25 protein-coding genes are annotated in these 24,827 nt (G+C 39.3%); 7 read left to right on the top strand and 18 right to left on the bottom strand.

The annotated features are described in order from the left end of the window. Nucleotides 1-118: 118 nt before the first annotated feature. Nucleotides 119-1,006, bottom strand: coding sequence for a R2-like ligand-binding oxidase (locus A6755_RS14150; RefSeq protein WP_063591036.1), 888 nt, complete (start codon nucleotides 1,004-1,006; stop codon nucleotides 119-121). A gap of 137 nt (nucleotides 1,007-1,143) precedes the next feature. On the opposite strand from A6755_RS14150, the gene A6755_RS14145 reads away from it, so the two are divergent. Next, the gene (locus A6755_RS14145; protein WP_034306979.1) at nucleotides 1,144-1,830 is read left to right on the top strand and encodes a helix-turn-helix transcriptional regulator; all 687 of its coding nucleotides are present in this window, start codon (nucleotides 1,144-1,146) and stop codon (nucleotides 1,828-1,830) included. A 39-nt stretch (nucleotides 1,831-1,869) separates the two neighbouring features. On the opposite strand, the gene A6755_RS14140 is transcribed toward A6755_RS14145, so the two are convergent. Further along, complete coding sequence (locus tag A6755_RS14140) at nucleotides 1,870-2,958, bottom strand: branched-chain amino acid aminotransferase (protein ID WP_034306982.1); 1,089 nt, start codon at nucleotides 2,956-2,958, stop codon at nucleotides 1,870-1,872. A gap of 642 nt (nucleotides 2,959-3,600) precedes the next feature. On the opposite strand from A6755_RS14140, the gene A6755_RS14135 reads away from it, so the two are divergent. Continuing rightward, entirely contained in the window at nucleotides 3,601-4,869 is a 1,269-nt protein-coding gene (locus A6755_RS14135; protein WP_063591035.1) for an L-lactate MFS transporter, read from the top strand. A gap of 515 nt (nucleotides 4,870-5,384) precedes the next feature. Next, nucleotides 5,385-6,452, top strand: a complete 1,068-nt coding sequence (locus tag A6755_RS14130; RefSeq protein ID WP_063591034.1) for an AI-2E family transporter — start codon at nucleotides 5,385-5,387, stop codon at nucleotides 6,450-6,452. A gap of 248 nt (nucleotides 6,453-6,700) precedes the next feature. On the opposite strand, the gene A6755_RS14125 is transcribed toward A6755_RS14130, so the two are convergent. Next, nucleotides 6,701-7,153, bottom strand: coding sequence for a YueI family protein (locus tag A6755_RS14125; RefSeq protein WP_034306989.1), 453 nt, complete (start codon nucleotides 7,151-7,153; stop codon nucleotides 6,701-6,703). Between the two features lie 225 nt (nucleotides 7,154-7,378). Between A6755_RS14125 and A6755_RS14120 the strand changes: the two genes are divergently transcribed. Beyond that, on the top strand, nucleotides 7,379-8,122 hold the full coding sequence (locus A6755_RS14120; protein WP_063591033.1) for a L,D-transpeptidase family protein: 744 nt from the start codon (nucleotides 7,379-7,381) through the stop codon (nucleotides 8,120-8,122). A 622-nt stretch (nucleotides 8,123-8,744) separates the two neighbouring features. Here A6755_RS14120 and A6755_RS27955 read toward each other — a convergent pair. From A6755_RS27955 to A6755_RS14070, 11 genes are all read right to left on the bottom strand, one after another. Next, nucleotides 8,745-8,873, bottom strand: a complete 129-nt coding sequence (locus tag A6755_RS27955; RefSeq protein ID WP_255256757.1) for a hypothetical protein — start codon at nucleotides 8,871-8,873, stop codon at nucleotides 8,745-8,747. Between the two features lie 104 nt (nucleotides 8,874-8,977). Further along, nucleotides 8,978-9,421, bottom strand: a complete 444-nt coding sequence (locus tag A6755_RS14115) for a nucleoside 2-deoxyribosyltransferase (RefSeq protein ID WP_284108965.1) — start codon at nucleotides 9,419-9,421, stop codon at nucleotides 8,978-8,980. A gap of 88 nt (nucleotides 9,422-9,509) precedes the next feature. Continuing rightward, on the bottom strand, nucleotides 9,510-9,734 hold the full coding sequence (locus A6755_RS14110) for a hypothetical protein (RefSeq protein WP_063591031.1): 225 nt from the start codon (nucleotides 9,732-9,734) through the stop codon (nucleotides 9,510-9,512). Next, a complete protein-coding gene (locus tag A6755_RS14105; protein WP_034306998.1) occupies nucleotides 9,724-10,044 on the bottom strand; it encodes a type II toxin-antitoxin system HicB family antitoxin in 321 nt (106 codons plus the stop codon). The genes A6755_RS14110 and A6755_RS14105 overlap by 11 nt, the downstream gene beginning before the upstream one ends. A gap of 110 nt (nucleotides 10,045-10,154) precedes the next feature. Continuing rightward, a complete protein-coding gene (locus A6755_RS14100; RefSeq protein ID WP_063592559.1) occupies nucleotides 10,155-10,436 on the bottom strand; it encodes a DUF4190 domain-containing protein in 282 nt (93 codons plus the stop codon). An 874-nt stretch (nucleotides 10,437-11,310) separates the two neighbouring features. Then, nucleotides 11,311-11,961, bottom strand: coding sequence for an amino acid ABC transporter permease (locus tag A6755_RS14095; RefSeq protein ID WP_034307000.1), 651 nt, complete (start codon nucleotides 11,959-11,961; stop codon nucleotides 11,311-11,313). Between the two features lie 14 nt (nucleotides 11,962-11,975). Then, entirely contained in the window at nucleotides 11,976-12,614 is a 639-nt protein-coding gene (locus tag A6755_RS14090; RefSeq protein ID WP_063591030.1) for an amino acid ABC transporter permease, read from the bottom strand. 107 nt (nucleotides 12,615-12,721) lie between these two features. Then, nucleotides 12,722-13,549 (bottom strand): transporter substrate-binding domain-containing protein, encoded by an 828-nt coding sequence (locus tag A6755_RS14085; RefSeq protein ID WP_063591029.1) that lies wholly within the window; start codon nucleotides 13,547-13,549, stop codon nucleotides 12,722-12,724. Between the two features lie 22 nt (nucleotides 13,550-13,571). Beyond that, nucleotides 13,572-14,300: an amino acid ABC transporter ATP-binding protein gene (locus A6755_RS14080; RefSeq protein ID WP_063591028.1), complete on the bottom strand. Its 729-nt coding sequence runs from the start codon at nucleotides 14,298-14,300 to the stop codon at nucleotides 13,572-13,574. 435 nt (nucleotides 14,301-14,735) lie between these two features. Continuing rightward, the gene (locus tag A6755_RS14075; protein WP_084737745.1) at nucleotides 14,736-15,146 is read right to left on the bottom strand and encodes a hypothetical protein; all 411 of its coding nucleotides are present in this window, start codon (nucleotides 15,144-15,146) and stop codon (nucleotides 14,736-14,738) included. Nucleotides 15,147-15,412: 266 nt separating this feature from the next. Next, nucleotides 15,413-16,315 carry an AEC family transporter gene (locus A6755_RS14070; protein ID WP_034307016.1) on the bottom strand — a complete coding sequence of 301 codons (903 nt, stop codon included), beginning with the start codon at nucleotides 16,313-16,315 and terminating at the stop codon, nucleotides 15,413-15,415. 213 nt (nucleotides 16,316-16,528) lie between these two features. Between A6755_RS14070 and A6755_RS14065 the strand changes: the two genes are divergently transcribed. From A6755_RS14065 to A6755_RS14055, 3 genes are all read left to right on the top strand, one after another. Next, entirely contained in the window at nucleotides 16,529-17,014 is a 486-nt protein-coding gene (locus A6755_RS14065) for a nucleoside deaminase (protein WP_034307018.1), read from the top strand. Nucleotides 17,015-17,037: 23 nt separating this feature from the next. Continuing rightward, nucleotides 17,038-18,801, top strand: a complete 1,764-nt coding sequence (gene ade, locus A6755_RS14060) for an adenine deaminase (RefSeq protein ID WP_063591026.1) — start codon at nucleotides 17,038-17,040, stop codon at nucleotides 18,799-18,801. Nucleotides 18,802-18,946: 145 nt separating this feature from the next. Continuing rightward, entirely contained in the window at nucleotides 18,947-20,005 is a 1,059-nt protein-coding gene (locus A6755_RS14055) for a lactonase family protein (protein ID WP_063591025.1), read from the top strand. A 62-nt stretch (nucleotides 20,006-20,067) separates the two neighbouring features. Here the strand turns inward: A6755_RS14055 and A6755_RS14050 are convergent, their stop codons facing one another. The 4 genes from A6755_RS14050 to A6755_RS14035 form a co-directional block, all read right to left on the bottom strand. Continuing rightward, nucleotides 20,068-20,865 carry an endonuclease I family protein gene (locus tag A6755_RS14050; RefSeq protein ID WP_063591024.1) on the bottom strand — a complete coding sequence of 266 codons (798 nt, stop codon included), beginning with the start codon at nucleotides 20,863-20,865 and terminating at the stop codon, nucleotides 20,068-20,070. Nucleotides 20,866-20,959: 94 nt separating this feature from the next. Then, complete coding sequence (locus A6755_RS14045) at nucleotides 20,960-21,574, bottom strand: NUDIX hydrolase (RefSeq protein WP_063591023.1); 615 nt, start codon at nucleotides 21,572-21,574, stop codon at nucleotides 20,960-20,962. Between the two features lie 287 nt (nucleotides 21,575-21,861). Next, nucleotides 21,862-23,202, bottom strand: coding sequence for an aspartate aminotransferase family protein (locus A6755_RS14040; protein ID WP_063591022.1), 1,341 nt, complete (start codon nucleotides 23,200-23,202; stop codon nucleotides 21,862-21,864). 71 nt (nucleotides 23,203-23,273) lie between these two features. Then, nucleotides 23,274-24,731 carry a CoA-acylating methylmalonate-semialdehyde dehydrogenase gene (locus A6755_RS14035; RefSeq protein ID WP_063591021.1) on the bottom strand — a complete coding sequence of 486 codons (1,458 nt, stop codon included), beginning with the start codon at nucleotides 24,729-24,731 and terminating at the stop codon, nucleotides 23,274-23,276. Between the last annotated feature and the right edge of the window lie 96 nt (nucleotides 24,732-24,827).

Here is a 24,827-nt window from a genome sequence, read left to right as displayed (position 1 = left end):
ACCTCGGATTAATAGTCTATATTCGCAGTTAAGGATCGTTCATACGCTGCATTCAAGTTCCTGACTTCCATCCATTAACGAATGTAAACTTACAGTATGCTTGTATCTTATTTCGGCATTATAACACCCCATATTCCTTTTCATTGCTTTGATAGATTTCTTCAATCCCTTTCCCTTTCGCCCTGGCTAATATCTCCATCCGCACTGATAATTGTTTCAGGGTAAAATTCAATACAGCTTGTTGATCATTACCAAAGGGATTTCCTAACCGATCATATCCCTCTGTATTTAACGTGATGGCCAGTGGTGAAAGCTCCTCCATCCTCTTTTCAACCTGTTTAAAGATATGTGGATGTTCACTGATGATTCGCTGCAGCAGGAAAGTCCCATATGCAATATGGCGTGATTCGTCCTTCTTCAAAAAACCCACACCTTTTAATAAACCAGGCATCATTTTATTAGTTTCGAGAGTCTGATAGAACCCGAAATATCCAGTTTCTGCAAGAACGCCTTCGGTAAACATATTATAAACAGTTGCTGCTTCTGCCAAGGCTTCTGGTGATTGATCGGTTAAAAGTTTCTCCATCGTTTCAGGCAAAATTTCATAAAAAATCGATTTATAAGTGTCTGAGTGATAAACCGTCAAATCACCCGTTTCACCAATTTGATCTAATGTATAGCGAAAGAACTCCATATGCTTCGCTTCCTCGAACAGAAATGTCGTTAAGTACATTTCTTCTTCAATCCGGCCTTCTTTGGCTATTGTCATTATGAGCGGCAGCAAATCCAAAGTCACGGCTTCTTCCCCGCCCTGAAAAAGGGAAATGATCCGTAATAACACTTCCCTTTCAATGTCAGTAAATGACTTCCAATCTTCTTTATCCTGGCTGAAATCAATGTCTCGAGGATTCCATATACCGAATCTCTTTGCCTTTTGGTAAAGTTTAAATGGTAGGGTATCTTCTCTAAAACTCCTGCTTGTGGTCGTTAAACTCTTTCTTTTCATGGTAATGCCTCCTTGAAATATGAACTTTAAACTTTTGAATCTCTAAGGATTTTTAAATTTGTAAGAGTTTTCATTATATTGTAAGATATTAGTAGCATTTATCCTAGTACTGAAAATGTAGGGAGGAATTAAGTCGAATGCTTGAGGAAACTCTGATGAAACATGTAAAAAAGATTTCCCAACAAAAAGATATGGCAAATAAATCACAAATGATCGTAAAGGGCTGTGTGGATTTTTTTTCATTTCAACGAGCATCTTTATTCAGTTACTCATGTTTAACAGGAATGGGTGAAGGAATTTGTGCATGTACAAGTGAAGATACTTTTTCATTACATAATGTTAGGGAAAATATTCATGATATATACCCAATCCACCAAGCAGTCATCCATAACAAGCCCATATACTTAACCATCCAGCATGCGAAATCCTCCATCCCTGCAAAATACGTAAAAAGATTTTCCATCTCTTCATTGGCAATCATTCCGATAATTGTGAATGACTTGGCCATCGGTTTAGTGTTGGTTGACCCCATTCACACCAACGAGCCCGTTACCAAGAATGATTTAATGAAGCTTTCCCATTATTTGAAACTGGCTGTCAGTTCAACATTCGATTCCGCCCCTCCCACTTACCTTCTAAGCAAACGTGAAGTGGAGGTCCTTCAATATTTAGCGAATGGGATGGGATTAAAGCAAATGGCACCAAAAATGAGCGTTAGTGAATTTACTGTCAGAGATCATATTTCTTCTGCCATCAGGAAATTGGGAGTGAATCACCGGACCGAGGCCGTCGCAGTTGCCATAAGGCACAAAATGATTATCTGAAAGCAAAAAAAAAACCTTCTTAGAAGGTTTTTTTAAGTATCATTGAGTCACTTTTTCTTCAACTTTCGTAGTCCAGCTCAACTCGTCTGTGACTTTACCTGTTTGGACACCTGTCAGTGTATCATAAAGCTTTCTGGAAAGTTCGCCCGTTTCTCCGCTTTGAACAATCATTTCTTCACCATTCCACAAAAATTCACCAATTGGTGATATGACCGCGGCTGTTCCCGTTCCAAAGGCCTCTTCCAAGTGACCCAATTTATAGGCTTCATGGACTTCCTCCATCGAGATGCGTCTTTCCGACACGGGAAGACCCCAATGTTTCAGCAATTCTATAATGGAATCACGAGTAATACCCGGAAGGATGCTTCCATTTAAAGCAGGGGTGATGATTTCACCATTAATTTTGAAGAAAACATTCATGCTTCCAACTTCTTCGATATATTTTTTCTCCACTCCGTCTAACCAAAGAACTTGAGCATAACCCATCTTTTCGGATACTTCCTGGGCTTTTAGGCTCGATGCATAATTACCGCCCGTTTTGGCTTCACCTGTACCTCCATTAACTGCACGTGTAAAAGCTGACTCCACTGCAATTTTAACTGGATGGATGCCTTCTTTATAATACGATCCCACTGGTGACATGATGATGATGAACTGATACTTATTCGATGGAGATACTCCAAGATAAGGCTCAGTAGCTATAATGAATGGCCTGATATATAAAGATGTCCCTTCTGCCTGGGGAACCCAATCCTTATCAACGCTAATTAAAGTCTTTAAGGCCTTCAACGCGAAATCAACGTCGACATCCGGTATGCATAATCGGCTATTAGAACTATTTAAGCGTTGGAAATTCTTTTCCGGACGGAATAAGATAATTTCATCCTCAGGTGTTGCATATGCCTTCAATCCTTCAAAAACGGATTGACCATAGTGAAAAATCATAGCTGACGGCTCCAATGAGAGCGGTTGATAAGGAACAATTCTTGGATCATGCCACCCTTGCCCTTGTGTGTAATCCATAATAAACATATGATCGGTAAACTGCTTACCGAACTCAAGCTGGTCCGCTTGTGGTTTTTCTTTCTTTGTTGTACTAAGCGTGATTTGCATGTCATGTTCCTTCATTACCAAAACCCCTTGTTGATTAAATTTACAAGATTTCACTTCCATAAAATCTATCTTTCATTAGTTTACTCCTATAAGGAATCATAGTTCAAGCCTTTAAGACGAAATTTTCGGAATTTTTTAAAATAAATTGGTTTTTCTTTGATTTCCAGACTATGATTCCTGAAAAAAGAATCAATTATTCCTGAAACCACTAAAAATATCAATTCCGAATGGTACGCTAATATGTCTTGAATATTAGATTAATTTTATCAAAATAATCACTATAAAGCCAATGAGAATAATTCTGGTTCATCGCACCTTTAGAGTAAATACAATCATTTCCCTTTTTGCAACCAGGAAAATTCGATAAATGAAAAGACTTTTGTCAGATTCGTGAATAATACACCAAAGTAATACCTGCAAACCTTATATGTATATTAACATCCTTAGAATATATAACGTTTTTAATCCGAATCCATAAAGTGTTTTTCCCAACTCTAAGCACAGAGGAAAATTTTTCATGAATTTCAATTTAGTAGTTTACTACTAAATAATATTCTTATATACTTATTCAACAAGATAGATGAAACGCATGCAAAACCTTATATTATAGATAAAACGCATGCTACTTTCTTATTTTTGAAGAAAAGGGGTAACAACATGACAAAAAACAGGTGGTTAATCGCTTTATCCGCTATCGCCATTCACCTATCCATTGGCGGTGCATACGCATATAGCGTTTACAAAAAACCATTAGTCGAGACCATGGGGTGGTCAGAAACTGAAGTAACGTTAGCATTCACAATAATGATGGCGCTTGCAGGAACTTCTGCTGCCTTCTTTGGCAAGTTCGTAGAAAAAAATGGACCACGAAAGTCAGCTATGGTCGCGGCTGTATTATTCGGACTAGGACAAGCTGGTTCCGGTTTAGCGGTAATGGTCGATTCACTTCCGATCTACCTATTGACTTATGGGGTGTTAAGTGGACTTGGTATGGGGATCGGGTACATTTCACCAGTATCCACTTTAGTCAAATGGTTCCCAGATCGCAGGGGATTGGCAACAGGAATGGCAGTATTGGGTTTCGGTGCCGGAGCTCTCATTACAGCCCCAGTCGCTGCAAGCCTTATGGAATCCGTTGGCATTTATACTACATATTATATTTTAGGCGCAGGCTATTTCATACTGATGTTCTTAGGGGCATCCTATATTGCACCTCCAAAAGCCGACTGGCTGCCTGAAGGAATGAAGAAAGATATTGAGTCCGGTAAGAAAGAACTGAAGAAAGACCTAAGGCAATTAACTGCAAAAGAAGCGGTTAAAACTAAACACTTCTGGATGTTATGGTCCATGAAATTGATCAATACAAGTGCAGGGATCATGATGATTTCGGTTGCTTCTCCTATGGCTCAAGACGTTGTCGGGCTGTCAGTGGCAGGTGCAGCAACATTAGTCGGAATAATGGGAATCTTTAATGGCGGAGGAAGACTTGGCTGGGCAGCGGCATCTGATTATATGGGCCGTCCAAATGTTTTCGTCATTTTCTTCATCATTCAAATCGGTGCCTTCCTTTTACTTCCAACGACTACAAATACACTATTGTTCCAAGGACTCATCTTGTTGGTCGTTAGTTGCTATGGAGGAGGATTTTCTAATCTCCCTGCATTTGCCGGGGATTTATTTGGCACTAAGGAAATTGGTGCCATCCATGGTTATCTTTTAACTACATGGTCTTTAGGCGGGGTTTGCGGCCCAATGTTGGTTACTGCAATCAGGGAAAGTACGAACAGTTACATTCCGGTATTCTACGTTTTTGCAGCATTAATTGCGATAGCATTCGCCATTTCCATCTGGTTGCGTCTGGACATCAAAAAAATGCAAAAAGAACAGAAACAAGGTGCAACGAACACATTAAGTAAGATATCCTAATTTAATAACCTATAAAAAAAGGCATGATCGAGTAAACTTCCATAACCGGAATTTACCTTGATGATGCCTTTTTAGTATGTATATGGCCGTATCGGTGCTTTTTGAACTGTAGCACATTGGAATATTATATGGATTAGGTCATCACACCTGGGGGCAGTTGTGAGCATAAATTCAGATTATCGACTTATGCACGTAAAGACAGGTTAAAGTCAAAATGGCCGATATATATTTTAATATGTCCTTCTTTTAACAGTGAAAGTCTTGTTTTTGTTTCCATATATCAACTTCGTTTGTTCAGGCTATAGCTATTTGAATTCCAAAAATGTTTAAAAAATATGAACTTCCATTTAATAAATGGTCAGTTAGATTTAAAATTGAATGATTATTGAATAAAAGCTGAATGACAACCGTTCATCCATCCAAAAGTTTTGCACCGAACTTTTAATCAAGTTATTTAGTTTAACATTAAGCTAAATCAGGGAATCAAGTAAGAGATGGAATTAGGGGGGATTGTCTTGTGGATCAATAAACCGTTTTTCAAATATGCTTGCGCGATCATTTTGATCATTTTAATTATTTTTTTACTGGGTAAAATTGATTATGTACTGCTGCCGCTGCAAAAAATCATTGCTGCCATGTTTTTCCCTATTATTGTGGCTGGTCTTTTATACTATATATTACGGCCGGTCGTTAACTTGTTAACAGAATTTATCCCGAGGTCAGCTAGCATCTTCACCGTGTTTTTGATTATATTTAGTATGATTGGGATGGTAGGTTACTTTGGCAGTCCTGTAATCGTTGACCAATTTCAAAAATTATCTGAAAACCTCCCCAGCAAAGTCAAGGAATTCTCTAAAGAATCTGAAGTCATGATTGAAAAAAATGATTTTGGCATGGTAAATATAGAAGAGTTGAAAGAAAAAGCGGTCACGCATTTGAAAGATTATTCGGAAAAACTCATCGTGAATCTCAATACCATTTTATCCACGATAACTAGTGTATTAACAGTATTGGTCATTACACCATTCATTTTATTCTATTTCTTGAAGGATGGAGATAAATTACGACCATTTCTATTAAAATACATACCGAACGATGTAGAATCAGAGGGGAACACAATTTTAAAAGACGTCGATAAAGCCCTCTCAACTTATATTATTGGTCAATTCATCATATCAATTGTGATAGGGACTTTGATGTATGTTGGCTACCTTATTATCGGTCTCGATTATGCACTCGTATTGGCCTTATTCGCCATGATTTTTACCGTTGTACCATTCCTTGGTCCATTAATAAGCATCATCCCCGCCCTTTTCATTGCCTTACAGCAAGACATTGGGCTGGCAGTGAAAGTACTCATTGTCCTAATTGTTGTTCAACAGGTCGAAGGGCACTTGGTTACACCGAATATTATGGGGAAACGGCTTAACATTCACCCGCTTACCATTATCCTATTGCTGCTTGCTGCTGGATCAATATACGGATTCATTGGCATTTTAATCGCTATCCCTACCTATTCCGTAGTAAAAACGATTATAGGGAATTTCAGGAAGTTTCACAGGTTACGGAATAGGGTTACTTAAACAGGAAAAGTTGTCTACACACTTAATTAAAAGAACGATTAAAAATAAAAACAAAAAGCACTCGTTTTTAGACTGTACCAACTCTTAGGAAAGAGAATTTGCCTATAGTTTTTTCTTTCAAAAAAGTTCCAGTTTATTTCATCAAACCATAAAAAACCATTATGGAAAACCTAGTCTTACTATCATGGTTCGGAATAGTCCATTCCCCCCCCCTTTTTGTAGACAAACTAAAAACGTTGATAGTTGCATCAACGTTTTTTTAATAATTTTTTAACACAGCGTTTAAAAAAGGCTGTGAAGCTTTTCTTTTTGATGACTTGCTGGGTATGAATTTGCTTCTGTATATAAATTTCTTCTTTGTTTATGGCGTTACTTTCCGCTAACACCAGACCCAAATCGGAGTTATGATCTTTGTTTAGGACGATTTTGTAAGGAATATCATGACTCATTGCCAATTTAATATATTTTCCTAGATATTGATAGTCCATCTGACCATTTAAAAACAAATTTGAACGGGGATACTGCTTCATCATTTGCTCTATCTCCGGGTATACATTCGTTTCAAAGACTTGGCTTCTTTTTAAGACGATGACTACGCGTTCCCGTAATGTGCCCAGAAATTCCCTTCGTTCACCAGCCTTGATTTCTTTTGGACCATGGATGCCTTGTTCTAGATAGTCCTCCACCTTTAGGCGTGACAATTCTTTTCCACCTCCGCTTTCCCTTCAATAATGTATGTAATATGGCCAAAAATAGTGCCCATCATTCTTTTGATATGCATAAAAATGAAATTGGATCTAAGTTTGACTTTTCCCATAGTTAATTAGTCTACCCTTTTTTTAAAAAATTGTCACTTTAGCCTCACTTCATGCATAGGATAGTATATGTGTAAATGTAGGTTGCTTAAATGAGGGACGGGGAAAAACATGAAAAAATTAATTGTATTTGTATTGATTTTCGCCTTTAGTTTTTTGGGGTTCAGTAATACTTCAGGTGCGGCAGCAAGACAACTGATTATCATCAATAAAGCCAATAATCAGCTTGCCTATTACGAAAATGATAAATTGGTGAGGGTATTCATCGTGGCGACAGGTAAGAAAGCATCCTACACTCCTGAAGGAAAGTTTAAAGTAGTGACAAAGATTGTGAATCGTCCCTATTATAAAGGCAACATTAGAGGCGGAGACCCAAAAAACCCTCTAGGTAAAAGATGGCTGGGGATCAATGCAAGGAATACACCAGGAAATACTTACGCAATACACGGCAATAATGATTCTTCAACAATCGGGAAATATATAAGTGCCGGTTGTATCCGTATGTATAACAATGATGTACAATGGCTTTACGATAAGGTGAGAATGAACACTGTAGTCTTGATTGCCAGTTCGAATAAATCATTTGCCAACATAGCTGCCACAAATGGATTCAAAGTGAGCGGATCTGTGAGCCTGCCGGTAAATACAAACGCTACCCTAAAGAAAGGAAGCAGTGGCCCCCAGGTTATCGAACTTCAAAAAAGATTAACTAAACTTGGATACAGCACTAAAGGAGTAGATGGGGCATTTGGAAAAAACACCGAAACAGCCGTAAAGAAATTCCAAAAGTCCAAAAAACTTACTTCTGATGGAATCGTCGGACCAAAAACAAAAAAAGCACTAGGTCTTAAATAATTTTCTCAATGATATCCACTGATTAGAGGATATCTTTTTTATATTTTAACTGTACAACCTATACATTATTACCCATATCGTCTTTAATTTTCCACCATCAGATATTGACTTTATGTTATAATTTATACATCAACAGCTAATCATAATCGCACTGTCATTACATACAAGGAGGTAATACAAATGTACGATGAAATTCTAGTGAATTCGATTAAAGCAATTTTTGTTATCGGCACCATTTCGATGTTTGTGATTTTAGGATTCGTAAAAGGACGCAGGTTTTAACTTTATCCAATCGTTAAAATATCTCCACCTGCCTGGTTTCTTGTATTATTTTCATACAGGTAATCAGGCTATTTTCTCTTTAAAAAAGGCTCTTTTCGTAAAAAATGTTGTTTTTAAAACGAAACTATTTAAGGTGATTGGAGCGGAAGTGCGAGACTCCTGCGGGAGCAGCGGGGCAGGTGAGACCCCACAGGCGTTTACGCCGAGGAGGCTCACCGCCCGCCCCGCGGAAAGCGAGCATCTGGAGGGGAAATCAACCACAACTCACTACCTGGTAAATAGCAACAAAGTATGTGAAAACAGCCTAAAAAAAGCATATCCTCTATGGGCATGCTTTTCTTTACCAATTCCAATTATCCGTATTATCTAGAAGTTGATCGATGTCAAATGTATCAAGATGGAATGGAACTGACTCTTCTGCTATCGCTTCAGTGGCTAACAATAATTGGTCGATATCAATAATGGCCAAAACAGTCCTCTCCCTTTTTTAATGGTCTTTACCCTCATTTTTTAATACTTTAAACAATTCGTTCAAAAGAAATTTTATTAGAGGGTCTACTTAAAATTTGACATTTATTGAAGAGGCAGTGAATCTTTTTCAGATCCTTCCGGAGAAAGCGTATGTATCAATTTAACCAGCTTATAAAAGGTCCCGCTGCAGATTGTTACCTCGGGCAGATTATGAAATATTGATTTTTTATTAATATGATAATTTTCTTTCTCAGGAGAATACACGATTATTTTCTTATTTAAAGATAAAGCATAGCCAAGCTCATATAGATTACCTTTTCCTGCCGTTAGGAAGATCAGCATGAAATCGGCTTCCTCTATCCCCTTTTTTTCATATTCTCCAATGTCGTCCGTTATTTGGTTTTTCTCATCATTCGTAATTAAATTCATGTCATTCACACAAGTAAATCCTTTTGAAGTCAATTTCTTGATCAATGATTTTACTTGCTTCAAATTTTTTTCGTCTGATGCTATATAATATTTCACACATACACCTCCAAAATATATAACTATTGATACTTTTTACCTATGTTACCTATACTATACATATTCGTTATAAAGAACGCAATATCCTTTCCCCAAAAATAAAAAATAATTAAATGGGGAATTTTTCAGCGAAACTAAAAACCATCATTCCTTTTACAGGTAATGATGGTTTTTTATATTTTATGAGTGCCAATATTATCCCCATCGACTTCAGCTTACTAAAAAAATAATAAAATAATATAGTATGTACTGGTCTGACATTCCAGGTTACAAATTCAAGTAATCCAAAATAAAAACCTTGTCCTTTAACCGGCAAGGTTTTTTTATTTTTCATAAGTGATATTTTCTATTTCAATTCTGAAGGGTGCAGCCTCGCATATATTAATTCCCCGATCCAGATTCACCTTTTCCATTTCGCTTGCATCCGGGATTGTTTTTTTATCGTGTATAAAATGTTCGACCATGGATTCCAACAGTTCTTGAGCACAAGCTAAGGCATCTAACCGATTCCTACCGCTAACGGAAGAAATAATTCCTTCTCGCCTAAAATCCGGGAAACAAACTTGGACGGAAAAAGAGTCGATAATCAACGGGTGCTTTTCATAATAGAATACGGCTGGGTACTCAAAGATTTGAATGCTCAAAATATCATCCCTTCATACAATATTTAGATAATTATAATAATTATAACATGAATTTCCATTTTATATAGGTTTAAATTATTTTTCTTTGTTTGTCAAGTTAATACTTACATTCAATAGGTTGATATGTCCGTGTTGACTACGAAATAAAAAAACACCATGAAAATCAAAATCATGAGAACATTCAAGATTATTCCAATAATGCTGCACACTTTTCCAGCTGTCACTAAACCATTTCCAGATTCACCAGTAAGATTCATTTCTTGTTTACTCTTCGATGCAAATATTAACCCTAAAATACCTAATATGATGCCGATGATTGGAATAAACAGGGATAATATCCCCATGATCAATGATACAATCGCTTTGCTATTGCTTCTTTTAATTTCCGACATATTTTCCACCTTCTTTCTTCCTTTATATATACGGTTATTAAAAGCAAAAGATTCATTTTTTGTGTACTCATTCATCACTATTATCCATTTGATTAAAAAATCCGCTCCCTTTCCGCCGACTGTCTGCCAAGCCTCCTCGGCACAAGCGCCTGTGGGGTCTCGGCTAGCCAGTTATTCGGCTGGAGTGTCGCAAGTTTCTTCCATCCATTAAGGATTTCAGTTATAAAATCATGAAGCATAACCTAGTCTAAACTCGGTTCGAATGAGTTCAGCCTACGGTTTCTTCTTAAAATAACATTCCAGTCGATTCCAGAAATCCGCTCCCTTTCCGCCGACTGTCTGCCAGGTCTCCTCGGCACAAGCGCCTGTGGGGTCTCGGCTAGCCAGTTATTCGGCTGGAGTATCGCAAATTTCTTCCATCCATTAAGGATTACAGTTATAAAATCATGAAGGATAACCTAGTCTTAAACTCGGTTCGAATGAGTTCAGCCTACGGTTTCTTCTTAAAATAACATTCCAGTCGATTCCAGAAATCCGCTCCCTTTCCGCCGACTGTCTGCCAGGCCTCCTCGGCACAAGCGCCTGTGGGGTCTCGGCTAGCCAGTTATTCGGCTGGAGTGTCGCAAGTTTCTTCCATCCATTAAGGATTTCAGTTACAAAATCATGAAGCATAACCTAGTCTTAAACTCGGTTCGAATGAGTTCAGCCTACGGTTTCTTCTTAAAATGACATTCCAGTCGATTCCAGAAATCCGCTCCCTTTTCGCCGACTGTATGGATCATGGAGTATAAACAAGTTTTAAAACAAGGCTGAGGGTGAGACACTTCCGAATCTCCTAGACAAATAGAAAACGACTCATTTCTGAGCCGTTTTTTTAGGTGCGTTTCAATTCAAGTCTCTGGGCTACCAAAGAAAGGCTATAGTTAACTATGAAATACATGAGAGCTACCAGGATCAAAATCGGTATTAAATACTTTTGACTTTGTCCATATATGATTTGACCATGATGTGTCAGCTCCGGCAAAGAGATGACAACCGCTAAAGAGGTATCCTTTAATAAAGAAATGAATTGGCTGACAATGGGAGGAACCATGCGGCGCAGCGCTTGGGGCAGAATAATATGTATCAATGCCTGTGTATAGCTCAAACCTGATGAACGGGCAGCTTCCATTTGCCCTTTATCAATGGATTTCAGTCCACTTCGAATGACTTCAGAAAGCATGGCTGACTCAAAAATCGTCAAGGCAACTATTGCTGCTGGAATGATTTCCAGTTTAATCCGTATCTCCGGCAAAGCAAAATACGTAAAAAATATGATTAATAACAGAGGTAAATTACGTACCGTTTCTACAATCAAAGCTAGTATTTGTGATAACACCGGCACTTTTGCATATCGGATTATACCTACAAGCCCGCCAATAATGAAACTTAGAATAATGGATATAAAAGCTACCTGGAGCGTTACCCAAAATCCTTCTAATAAAAACTTAAGATTATCTGGTGTATAGGCACCTGCAAAATCCATATCTTATACCTCCCTCAATTACTCTTAGCCAGACGTTTTTCCAAATAACCAACGCCAAAGCTTAAAGGAATGGTAAGAATTAAGTAAAACGCTGCAACGAAAATGTACACATCAAACACGACAAATGTCCTTGAAGAAATCAAATCTCCGTGGTACATAAGATCGAGTCCTGCAACGACGGCCAAAATGGAAGAATTCTTTACTAAATTGATAAATTGGTTCCCTAAAGGAGGAATGACGATTTTAACGGCCTGCGGCAGTATGACGAGCCTCATGGCCTGCCCATATGTCAGGCCTGATGAACGGGCAGCTTCCATTTGACCCTTAGGCACGGAGAGTATGCCTGCCCGAATTGCCTCAGCTATGAAAGATGAAGTGTAAATGGTCAAGGCTAATGTACCTGCATATAGCCCGCTTAGTTTAAGACCAAGAAAGAAGAAAAAGGTAATGATCAATAACGGTATGTTCCGAATGAACTCGACATAGGCGGTACCCAGCCAGTTTAGTGGCTTTATTGGCGCAATCCGCATGATGGCAATTAGCACACCAAGAATCAAACTCGATATCAACGCGACCAAACTCGACATGATCGTATTTTTAAAGCCTAATAAATACATATCCAGATTCTCTGTTAAAATGGAGAAATCAAGCACGGCATACAACTCCTTTAACTAGTAAGGATGAGCAAAACGCTCATCCTTACAGACAAATGTTCAAATGTTATTCAAGGTCAGCTGCCCATATACATTTGCTAAAATGTTTAGTGTTTAATCCATTTATCATGGATTTCGTCGTACTTGCCTGAATCTTTAAGTGACTTAAGGGCTTTATTCAGCTCTTCCACAAATTCAGTATTCCCTTTTTTTACGGCAATTCCATATGGCTCTTCGGTAAATGTACCGCCAACAAGCTCATAGCTTGGATCTTCATCCGCCATTCCATAAAGGATGGAATCATCCGTTGTCAATGCATCCCCTTGTCCGGATTTAAGTGCAGCGAACGCTTCAGAATAGTTTTCAAATTCCAGCACTTGTGCTTCAGGAGCTTTTTCACGGATATTTATGGAAGAAGTAGAGCCCTTGACAGCCAATACCTTTTTCCCTTTCAAACTATCAATACCCTTGATATCGCTGCCCTTTTTGACTAACAAAGATTGTCCCGCGTCGAAGTAAACATCAGTGAAGTCAACTTCTTTTTTACGATCTTCAGTGATTGTCATAGTTGCTACAATTGCGTCGATATCACCATTATTCAATAAGGCCATCCTAGTTTTAGAAGTCACTTCTTTAAATTCAACTTTATTCTCATCACCAAGGATTTCTGCTGCAAGAGCTTTGGCAATATCAATATCAAAGCCTTCTACCTCTCCAGTACTAGGATTCTTCAAACCGAATAGCCTTGTATCATTTTTCACCCCAAAAACGATCTTATCCTTTTCCTTCACTTGTGCTAGAACATCTTCTTCTTTGCCTTTACCTCCACCCTTTTCAGCTTTGTCGGTATCATTCCCCCCGCCGCAACCAGCTAATAAAATGACGGCCAGTAATGATAGCAAAGATAATTTTAACCATTTCTTTTTCTTCAACATGTAATTCACCCCTGTTTTTTATTTAATGATTTAATATACGGCTAAGGAATAAACGAGCCCTCTCTTCACGAGGATTGGCGTAAAACTCAGCCGGAGTTGCCTCTTCTAAAACCCTGCCTTCGTCCATGAATACGATTCGATCCGCCACTTCACGGGCAAATCCCATTTCGTGCGTAACAACCACCATCGTCATTCCTTCATGGGCAAGTGCTTTCATAACATCCAGTACCTCGCCAATCATTTCCGGATCCAAGGCTGAGGTAGGTTCATCAAAAAGCATGATTTCCGGTCCCATTGCCAAACCTCTGGCAATCGCTACCCGTTGCTGCTGTCCACCTGAAAGCTGGGAAGGAAATGAATTTGCTTTATCTCCAATCCCCACTTTGTCCAAATACTTCAGTGCAATCTTTTTTGCTTCATCTTCGGATTGTCCCAAGACCTTCCTGGGAGCAAGCATGATATTCTCGAGCACGGTTTTATGGGGATACAAGTGAAAATGCTGGAAAACCATACCGATATTCCGACGGAGTTTGTTTATGTCCGTCTTTTTATCCGCTACATTTAAACCATTTATTGAAAGGGATCCTTGCGAAATGGTCTCTAGACGATTAATGCATCGGAGCAGTGTACTTTTTCCTGATCCGGAAGGTCCGATGACCACTACCACTTCCCCTTTCTTGATTGTTAGATTAATTTCTTTCAATACATGGAAATCGCCATAATACTTATTCACCCGGTCAAAAACTATCATAATTAGCACCCCGCCCATATTCAATCTTCGAAACTGAAAATTTATAATAATCAGAATTATTAAAGCGTACTATAACATTCTCTTAACTCGAATCATATCTTATGTATAATCCTTTCTTCCAATATTATTTCCCAATATTTCGATAATGTTAGGGAAGCGACCATTTTTATTGTTATTTTAAACTAGTAATTTAAATAATATATTCAATATTCACATTTTTTATTATATATAATATTTCTTAAAATTACCATATAAACTTTAAATTGTTAAAAACGTTATCATATTTCATGATATTATTGCTATATTCCATATAAATGTTAATTTTTAACTTATTTCCCCAAAAAAATTCCCTCTTTTTATAAAAAATCATTTATTTCCCGAAAGCTGAATATGCTTTTAATAATACAAAAAGACAGCATTTGCTGTCTTTTCGTATTATTCCTTTATCGCATCTTCAAATGGTGCTGAATACAAACCCCTTGGCGCCAGCATATCCGTATCTGATTCATGAATTCCCCCATTGTGGGTATATGGACCTGCTGGAAAAAAATCAAACAAATCACTTTCCTTATGTATGATCAAGAAATAATCGTATAAATCATCCATAAGTTCCTGATGTTCATCTATTTTCATGATTTCACCACATTCATCAATTTCAAAGTTTTCATTAATCGCATCTTGAAGTTCCTCATTATTTGAATACGCGATATAAAAATCGACATCTCCGCACTCCATGCATAGCAAGAGTTTTTCTTCCAGTGCTTCTTCAAAGGTTTTCAGGACGATTTCCTTTAGTATGGCATCAATCTTTCCAGGATTATTCAATTTAATTTTAGTCTGGAACACAAAACCCCTCCAATCAAATACTGGCATTAAAATACTTAACGCCAGTTTAATAAGCTACTCTTTAATATTAAAATGAAATTGTTGAAATCATTTTTTCATCAATACCTAAATAAAGGCCATAAGTTCATGTACCGCGATGGGTACCTAGCCCAAGATTTGGTCATCAAGGGCAATGCCTATCATTAGTCTGGATCTCGTTTATTGGATAGGAAACGTCCGATTCGTGTTTATGATAAGTTTGCCCACATAATTAGAATCATAATCTTCTATAATACAAAGAAAAAGATGATGGGAAGCGTAATCAGGCTTAATGATGTACTGATGAATGTAGCACTTGAAACGAATTCAGGCTCTGTATTGAATTGGAGCGCATACATTGTAGTGTTGGCCGCCGTTGGCATGGCAGCTACGATGATCATGATATGCCTGACCATTTCACCCACTGGCAAGGCAAGTGATAACAGGAAGGCAATTGCTGGTGAAACGGCAAGTTTAAGAAGTAGCGAAACTGATAGCTTTCGATAGGCAATTTTTTTCAGGGAAATGTTGGCCAGCTGCATTCCCAGTGTAATCATGATTGTTGGGATCGCTGCGTTTGCAACAAGATTAATAGCTTCCATAACCGAATTGCTTAAAGGTATGTTCACGAACTGAAATACTGTTCCTGCAATAGCTCCATAAACAATTGGCATTCGACATACCGCTTTAATTGCTGTTTGAACTCCGTTTCCTTCAGGACTGCCCTTTGCTGCGAAATAAATGCCGATCGTGCACATCACTAACTGCTGTCCCACCATAAGGATGATTGCATAATCGAGTCCTGCGGCTCCGAATAACAGGAAAATGACGGGTGTACCGTAATTCCCGTTATTCATGAATGCCGATGCCAATATCATGCCGCTTGTTTCAGTGACTGTATAATTGCGAAAAAAAGATATAATATAGACTACCAGTATGAGAGAAAGGCAAAGTACAATCGTGAATAAGAACAGGTAAAAATAATTAATCGTAAATTCAGCGGAATAAAAAGTCCGGAACACGAGAAAAGGTGACATTAAATATAATGCCATCGTGGAAATCGATTTTGTATCAAGATTAAACTTTTTCTGACCAATGAAACCTAAAACAAATATACCGAATATCGGTAATAGAACTCCCAAAAAACCCATGCATATCACCTTCATAATTCTAATGATTTTCTTCTAACAATATCAGTTTTATAATTATTTGTAAAAATTCTTTTAAATCCTTTCGATCGCACGCCATAAATTGATTTTTCTTTATATTCAGAAAATGGTATTCTGTTTCCCCAGACATATGGTATATTGTTTATTATATTTACGTTAAAAAACGTAACATTAACACTTTTTGGTTAGTAATAGATGAAGGGGTGTTTTTTAGTGGATGTAAAATTCATGGAAATGGCCGTTCGGCTTGCAAATGAAAATGTACTGGCTAAGAACGGAGGTCCTTTTGGTGCTATTATCGTAAAAGATGGCAAAGTCGTGGGCAGAGGATGTAATAATGTGACAACGGCCAACGATCCTACAGCGCACGCCGAGGTACAGGCGATTCGTGATGCATGCAGGAATCTCGACAGCTTCCAGCTTACAGATTGTGAAATTTACACTAGCTGCGAACCATGCCCCATGTGCATCGGTGCTATTTATTGGGCACGTCCAAAAGCCATTTATTACGCATGCACTAAAGAAGACGCTGCAGTTATTGGCTTTGATGATCACTTTATCTACCAAGAACTTGCCCTGCCAATGGAAAACCGCACAATTAAAATGAGACAATTGTCTTTTAATGACCACGATTTACCATTCCGAACATGGGAAACCAATACGGAAAAAGTGAAATATTAACCGGATATATGGCCAAAGGGGTTATGAATATGAAAAAAAACTTGCTTAAAAGGAGAATTGACGTTGCAACAGGAAGAACACCTGCAGATTGCGTCATTAAGAACGGGCAAATCATAGATGTATTCAATGGTGATATCTATACTGGCGACATTGCGATCGCCGATGGTTATTTTGCTGGAATTGGGCGTTATGAGGGTACTTCGGAAATCGATGCTTCAGGAAAATTCGTATGCCCTTCCTTCATAGATGGCCATGTTCATATAGAATCATCGATGGTCAGGCCTTATGAACTTGCAAAAATCCTCCTTTTACATGGTGTGACCTGCATCGTTGCAGATCCTCATGAAATTGCCAATGTTTCTGGCAAAAAGGGCATGGAATATATGATTGAACAATCCGATCAACTTCCTTTTGATTTTTACTTCATGATGCCCTCTTGTGTACCTGCTACGGAGTTTGAACATTCTGGTGCTGTCTTAAAAAGTGAAGATTTAATTTCCTTTTATCAAAACCCGAGAGTGCTTGGTTTAGCCGAGGTAATGAATTTCCCTGCCGTTTCACATACAGATGAGGATATGCTGCAAAAAATATACGATGCAAACAGACTGGGCAAAAGCATCGATGGTCATGCAGCTGGATTATCTGAACAACAGCTCGATGTTTATCTAAGTGCAGGCATTAAAACAGATCATGAATGCATTACAGCGGAAGAGGCAAAAGAAAGACTGCGTAAAGGAATGTATCTTATGATCAGGGAAGGAACCGTCGCCAAAGACTTAATTAACCTGATTCCAGTTATTAATGAGAAGAACTCCCGCCGTTGTTTATTCGTCACCGATGACCGGCACCTAGATGATATAGATTCTGAAGGAAGTATCGATCACAACGTTCGACTTTCCATAGAAACAGGTGTCCCGCCAATTACCGCCATTCAAATGGCGACCATTAATGCAGCAGAATGCTTTGGATTAAAGGAACATGGTGCAATTGCACCTGGATACAAGGCAGACTTCCTACTACTGGATGATCTTGATTCAGTCATCCTCCATTCGGTCTTCAAAGATGGAAAGCTTATGGTACAAAGTAATCGATTGCTTAACTATCCAGCTGATGAGAAACAGGTTATTACCGACGGGTTGAAGCACTCTGTTCAATTTAATGAAATAACCGGAGATGATTTCGCGATACCTTTTAAAAATGAGTTCGCTAATATTATTGAGATAACTCCAAACAGCTTGATTACAAAGCATTCGATTGAACCGGTCACACTTAATCATGATGGTCTATTTCAGTTCTCCGAACATGTTGATCATCTAAAACTTGCTGTTATTGAACGGCATCATATGACCAAACAAGTGGGCCTGGGAATCGTCAAAGGGCTCGGGTTGAAATCAGGAGCCATTGCCACGACAGTAGCCCATGATTCACATAATTTGATCATTGCCGGAACGAATGACCAGGATATGCTTCTGGCAGCTAAGGAAATCAAAAAAATGCAGGGTGGATTGACTGTAATCCAAAATGGGGAAATACTAGCTTCCCTTCCCCTTCCAATAGCTGGATTGATGAGTGAGTGCAATTATATGGATGTGGTCCATTCATTGAAGCACATCGATGAAGCCTTATTGAAACTCGGTGCTAACAGGCATTTCAACCCTTTTCTTACACTTGCCTTCTTGGCGCTACCAGTCATCCCTGAAATCAAACTGACGGATCAGGGTTTATTTTCCGTTTCTGAGTTTAGGCATATACCCATCGAAGCTTCAAAGCCAGTCGATTTAAATTAACCCGCTAGGCGGGTTTTTTTTCTTATCACCCCAAAAAATTTCAAAAGAAAAAGGTTCCGACTCAACATAAAACGGGAAAAGGATATATGCGCATCATCTATGTTAAAATAAAAATAAACACAATTCTTTGTTGGAGGAGATAAATATGGCAAAACATGATCAACAGAACATCATTGGATACATAGGCACTTACACAAAAGGAAACAGCGAAGGTATTTACAGATTTACTTTAGATGCAGCAGAAGGAAAGCTCAGCACACCGGTTCTTGCAGCAGAATTGACCGATCCGACTTATGTCGCCATCAGCCAGGACAAAAAGAATCTCTACGCCATTTTAAAAGAAGCGGGCAGCGGTGGAGTTTCAGCCTATTCGATTAATGAAGATTCAGGTGAGCTTACCTTCTTAGGCAAACAACTTACACCAAATGGCTCTTCCTGCCATATAAGTGTCGACAGCAAGAAACAGGTTTTGGTCACTTCCAGTTATGGAGAAGGCGTGATTGAATCATATCCGCTTCATGACGATGCGACACCTTTGCCTGTATCATCAACTGTTCAACATGAAGGGCATGGACCGAATGAAGAACGTCAGGAAAAAGCACACACCCACTTCGCTGGTTTCACCCCGGATGAAAGGTTCATTGCTGTTGTCGACCTCGGAATAGATAAAGTAATAACCTATAAAATACATAATGGGGTTTTGGAAGAAGTAAACAGCTTATCTGTTACTCCCGGCAGCGGACCACGGCATCTGACCTTCCACCCAAACGGTAAATTTGCGTATGTCATGGCAGAACTTGTACCAGAAGTGATTGTTTTGAGCTTCGATAGTCAAACCGGTAGTTTTTCTGAATTGCAAACGGTACGGACCGTCCCGGAAGATTTCAAGGAAAATAACCAAGGAAGCGCCATTCATATTTCTGATGACGGGAGATTCATATATGCCGCAAACCGCGGACATGATAGTATTGCCGTTTACGAAATCAATCAAGAAACAGGCAAACTGGCATTCGTGCAGCTGGTTTCCACCGAAGGACATTGGCCGCGTGATTTTTCATTGGACCCTAGCGGAAAATTTCTGATTGCTTCTAATGAACAATCAGGAAACTTGACGCTATATGCCCGGAATGAACATGACGGAAAATTAACATTATTGCAAAAGGATGTTCAAGTTCCCTTCCCTGTTTGCGTAAAATTCTTATAATCCATAATAAAAGAGGATTGAAGCTTTCACTGCAGCTTCAATCCTCTTTTTTATGCCCTACTTTAATTCCAATTCTCTGCCATTTCAGGAAAATCTATATATGGGTTACGATTACCCTGCATTTCATGTATAGCGAGGTTTCTATGTTTTTCATAAGTGCTCACGGGAAAAAGCCGATGCCATTCCAAAAGCAGTGCCAAGTCGATTTTGCCGCTATCGATGATTCCCTCATATCTGAGTAAAAAATACAAAGTTGCCCTCGCCACGATCCCTTTTCCGTATTCGGGCTCGAATTTACTTTCATCTGATTTCCCGCATCCCGCTTTTATACCGGCAGCCGATCTTTCAGGGATATAATCCTCAAAATCATGGTATGGATAGTTACTCCGGCTGCTATTACACGTTGGTTCACAGGCGAACAGATGATGCAAATCCCCCCTCATCGGTTCTTTTTTATCGAACCATGATTGAGGCACTACATGTTCACAATTAACGAGAATATTCTCCGAATTTGTTGATTCAATACCTCTTGACAACACTTCCAGTATACGGATATCTTCCTCAATCACTTGTGCAGGATCCATCCCTTTACCGGAATACAGACTTTTTAGCTGGCCATTTTCCTGTATGTCCACCCATGGGTAAACATGACGATGCGGTGAGTAGTTCAGCTGGTTTTTATGGGTTGCCACAAGTAGGTCCTTCAATCTTTCCCGGTCCAAGGAACCATCTTTGTAGTATGACAGCTTAAGTTCCTGATCTTTGGTTTCATCATAGTATTCGCGGTTTTCATTAAAGTTGACTAGTGCAGCCATTGCCATTTCCCGTTCTTTTTCAAGTACTTCAAAACTATACTTCATCCACTCATCCCCCCGCTTCTATTAAAAACCTAACTTTTACCATAATTAAAGCTTAATAGAAATAGACCGAAAAAAAAAGGTGCTTTAGAAGGGTCTAACGAAGAATTTCAATAAAATGGGTAAGGATTTTCGCTGTCATTCCCCAGATTACCCGACCATTATATAAGTAAAAATACTCTTCCATCTGTTTTGGCTGCCATTTATAATTCTCCCCGCCAACGACTAAATCATGGGGGAAGTTTGCATGCGGTTCCACTTTATATTCGACATGATAAATTTCTGGGGGTTTTTCCATGAAAAAGGAAAGCGGGACCGTAAAAATGGTTTCTACCTCAGCTGGATTAGGTATTATCCGTTTATGGTTCCGAACAAATCCTGCATAAGGATAGACAATCATCCCGAATGGAGATACCAAATAATCGATCGGAAAGACGTTTTCGATATCTTCTTTTCGCAAATTAAGTTCCTCATATGTTTCCCTTAGGGCAGCAGCCTGTTCATCATGATCCAGCTTGTCTATTTTCCCGCCCGGAAAACATATATCCCCCGGCTGCCTCCTCAGTTTGTGTGAACGCTCTTCGAAAAGAACATGAATTCCATCTTCTTTCTCTATTAGCGGTACCAATACAGCATACTTTGAAAAATTCCCACTCCCTAAAATTTCTGGGATATGTAATGTTAATTTTTTTGTTATATCTTCATTATTCATGTCCCTCACCTCTTCTGCCGGATAATATAGATATTCTATCACTACTCCTTATCATTCCATTTTCGAACATCCGCTATAACTAAGCAAGGAAAACGATTCCAAAATATCGCCTTTAATTTCTACTAGATTCCTTTACCTCTTATTCTTCCTTGATCATAGACAAAAGCACCGTTCAAAGTTCCGAACGGCGCTAAAACTGACGTATCAGCCTCATTTAAAAAGCAAGTTATGTGTATCAACAGGCACATGCGTGAAATCGTTGAATATTCAGTTTTTTCACTTTATTTTCATAGTTCAGCTAACGTTCGCTTTACCGTCGCTATGATGAATGCAAAATCCTCTTCAGTTATACTAAGTGGGGGAGCAAGAGTCAGGATATTATTGAAACCTGCTACTGTATCGCCATTTTTCCCTATGATCAGCCCCTTTTCTTTGCATGAAGCAATGACTTTATTGATTTTGGAAAGTTCGATCGGCTGTTTGGTCAGTTTATCTTCCACTAGTTCAATGCCTACCAACAAACCTTTCCCGCGTACATCCCCAACATTGGGATGAGATTTGATTTCTTCAAACTCTTGCAGAAAGCGTAGCCCTAACTCCTTGGACCGTTCTATTAGTTTTTCATTTTCATATATTTCAATATTCTTCAAAGCGACGGCACAGGCAGCAGGATTGCCGCCAAATGTATTTACATGCCGAAAGCGGTCATAAACGTCTGAGCCAATATACGCTTCATAAATTTCACGTTTGACGGCTGTAGCGGATAATGGCAAATAAGCGCTCGTGATTCCTTTAGCCATTGTTACGATGTCTGGTTTTACATCATAGTTCATAAATCCGAATTTCTTACCAGTACGGCCGAACCCGCAAATGACCTCATCCGAAATGAGAAGGACACCATTTTTCTCACAAATTTCATTGACACGTTTCATATATCCATCGGGCGGCATCAAAATTCCGCCCCCGGTGATGATTGGTTCCATGATGACCGCAGCCACCGTTTCGCTCAGCTCCCATGTAATGGTACGTTCAATTTCCGCTGCACTTTTTTCACCGCTTTCATCCTCTGGATTTCGGTAAGAATCTGGCGGTGATACATGAAGAAACCCTGGGGCGAGAGGTTCATATTTATATTTTCGCTGTGCCTGCCCGGTAGCTGACAGGGCTCCCATTGAATTGCCATGATAGCCGCGATAACGCGAAATGAATTTATAGCGTCCATGTTCACCCTTTTGCTGATGATACTGCCGCGCAATTTTAAAGGCCGTCTCATTGGCTTCTGAACCGCTGTTAGAGAAGAAAATCACATAATCCCCACCAAGCCATTCATTTAATTTCTCCGCTAGCTTAATAGCCGGGATGTGGCTATTCGTTAAAGGAGCATAAGGAAGTTCCTTCAGCTGCTCGTAAGCTGCTTCAGCCAGTTCCGTGCGGCCATAACCGACGTTGACACACCATAAACCAGACATCCCATCCAGGAAGCGATTCCCATCAACATCCGTAATCCATGCTCCTTGCCCGTTTTTAATCACCATTGCACCAGGGATGGGTTCAGCCCCTTTCATATGATGCCACACATATTTACCATCCATCGCTTTAAGATCCTTACCCTGTTTTTCAACCTGCATAAGCTACACTCCTCCTAAAATAATGTATAAAGGAAGGCCGACCACAAATTGCGCCGACCCCCTTTTTCCTATCAGTATCTTGCCGTTAACATTTTCTTTCTGGTGTAAAATTCCACGCCGTCTTTCCCATTCGCATGAAGGTCCCCATAAAACGAACTTTTATATCCGGAAAATGGAAAGAATGCCATTGGCGCGGGTACCCCAAGGTTAATGCCAAGCATCCCTGCATCAATTTCTTCGCGAAATTCCCGGATGGCTTTTGCACTATCCGTATAGAGGCAGGCACCATTGGCAAATTCGGATTGATTGGTCAATTCGATTGCTTCTTCAAGAGTATTAACTCGTACTATGGATAAGACAGGAGCAAAAATTTCATCACTCCATATTTTCATGTTTGTTTTTACATGATCAAATAATGTCGGTCCAACGTAATAGCCTTTTTCCTGATCGCCTTCATTCCTGCCATCACGAAGGAGGACAGCTCCTTCTTTTTCCCCGGTTTCAATATATTTTTCTGTTCTTTTTTTATGAGTATCACGGATTACAGGTCCCAGGAAAACGTCCTTATCCATTCCATTTCCAATCTTGATGTTATCCGCTGCAGCCTTTAATTTCTCAACGAGCGTATCTCCCACTTCTCCCACCGCAACAACCACTGACGCAGCCATGCAGCGCTCGCCTGCAGATCCGAAGGCTGCATTCGTTATGTTCGTTACCGCATTATCCAAATCTGCATCAGGCATGACGATCGAATGATTTTTTGCTCCCGATAAAGCCTGGACACGTTTTTTATTGGCAGCTGCCGTTTTGTATACATACTCTGCGACAGGCTGGGATCCCACAAATGATACCGCTTTAATGTCTTCATGTTCCAAAATCCCATTCACGACATCGTGGGCACCATGGACAATATTGACAACACCATCCGGAACACCGGCTTCTGTCAATAATTCCACGAGACGGTTGGCCAAAAGCGGTGTCCGTTCTGAAGGCTTTAAGATAAACGTATTTCCACAAGCTATTGCCAGCGGGAACATCCAACATGGCACCATCATCGGGAAATTAAACGGCGTAATCCCGGCAACGACACCCATTGGATAACGATACATGCCAGATTCAATGCCTGGGGAAATATCAGGAAGCTGACTTCCCATCATCAAGGTAGGGGCACCTGCTGCGAACTCCACGCATTCAATCCCGCGCTGAACCTCACCATATGCTTCTGTATAGCTTTTTCCGTTTTCGATAGTGACCAGCTTTGCAAGCTCATCCCAGTGTTCAATCAGTAATTGCTGGTAACGGAATAAGAAGCGAGCTCTTTTTGGAACGGCGACCTTTTTCCATTCTTTATACGCCTTTTTAGCAACCTGCACCGCTTGGTTTACATCTTCCTTTGTTGAAAGGGGTACGATTGCCAATGCTTCTCCTGTTGCCGGGTTAGGCACTTGTTCATGTTTCGAAGTTGTGGAGTCAACCCATTTGCCACCGATATAATTTTTCAACGTTTCTACTTCATTGATAACTGTCATTAAATAAACCCTCCATTTCAACACGATTTCATAGTTTCATTATATTTTTCAAAACGACTTTTTACATTAGACGTTTTGTATAGTTTTTGATTCAAT

The organism is Peribacillus frigoritolerans, from assembly GCF_001636405.1.
Lineage (GTDB): Bacteria > Bacillota > Bacilli > Bacillales > DSM-1321 > Peribacillus > Peribacillus frigoritolerans.
The sequence above is the reverse complement of the archived record's forward strand: the minus strand, read 5'-3'. Positions and strand labels throughout refer to the sequence as shown.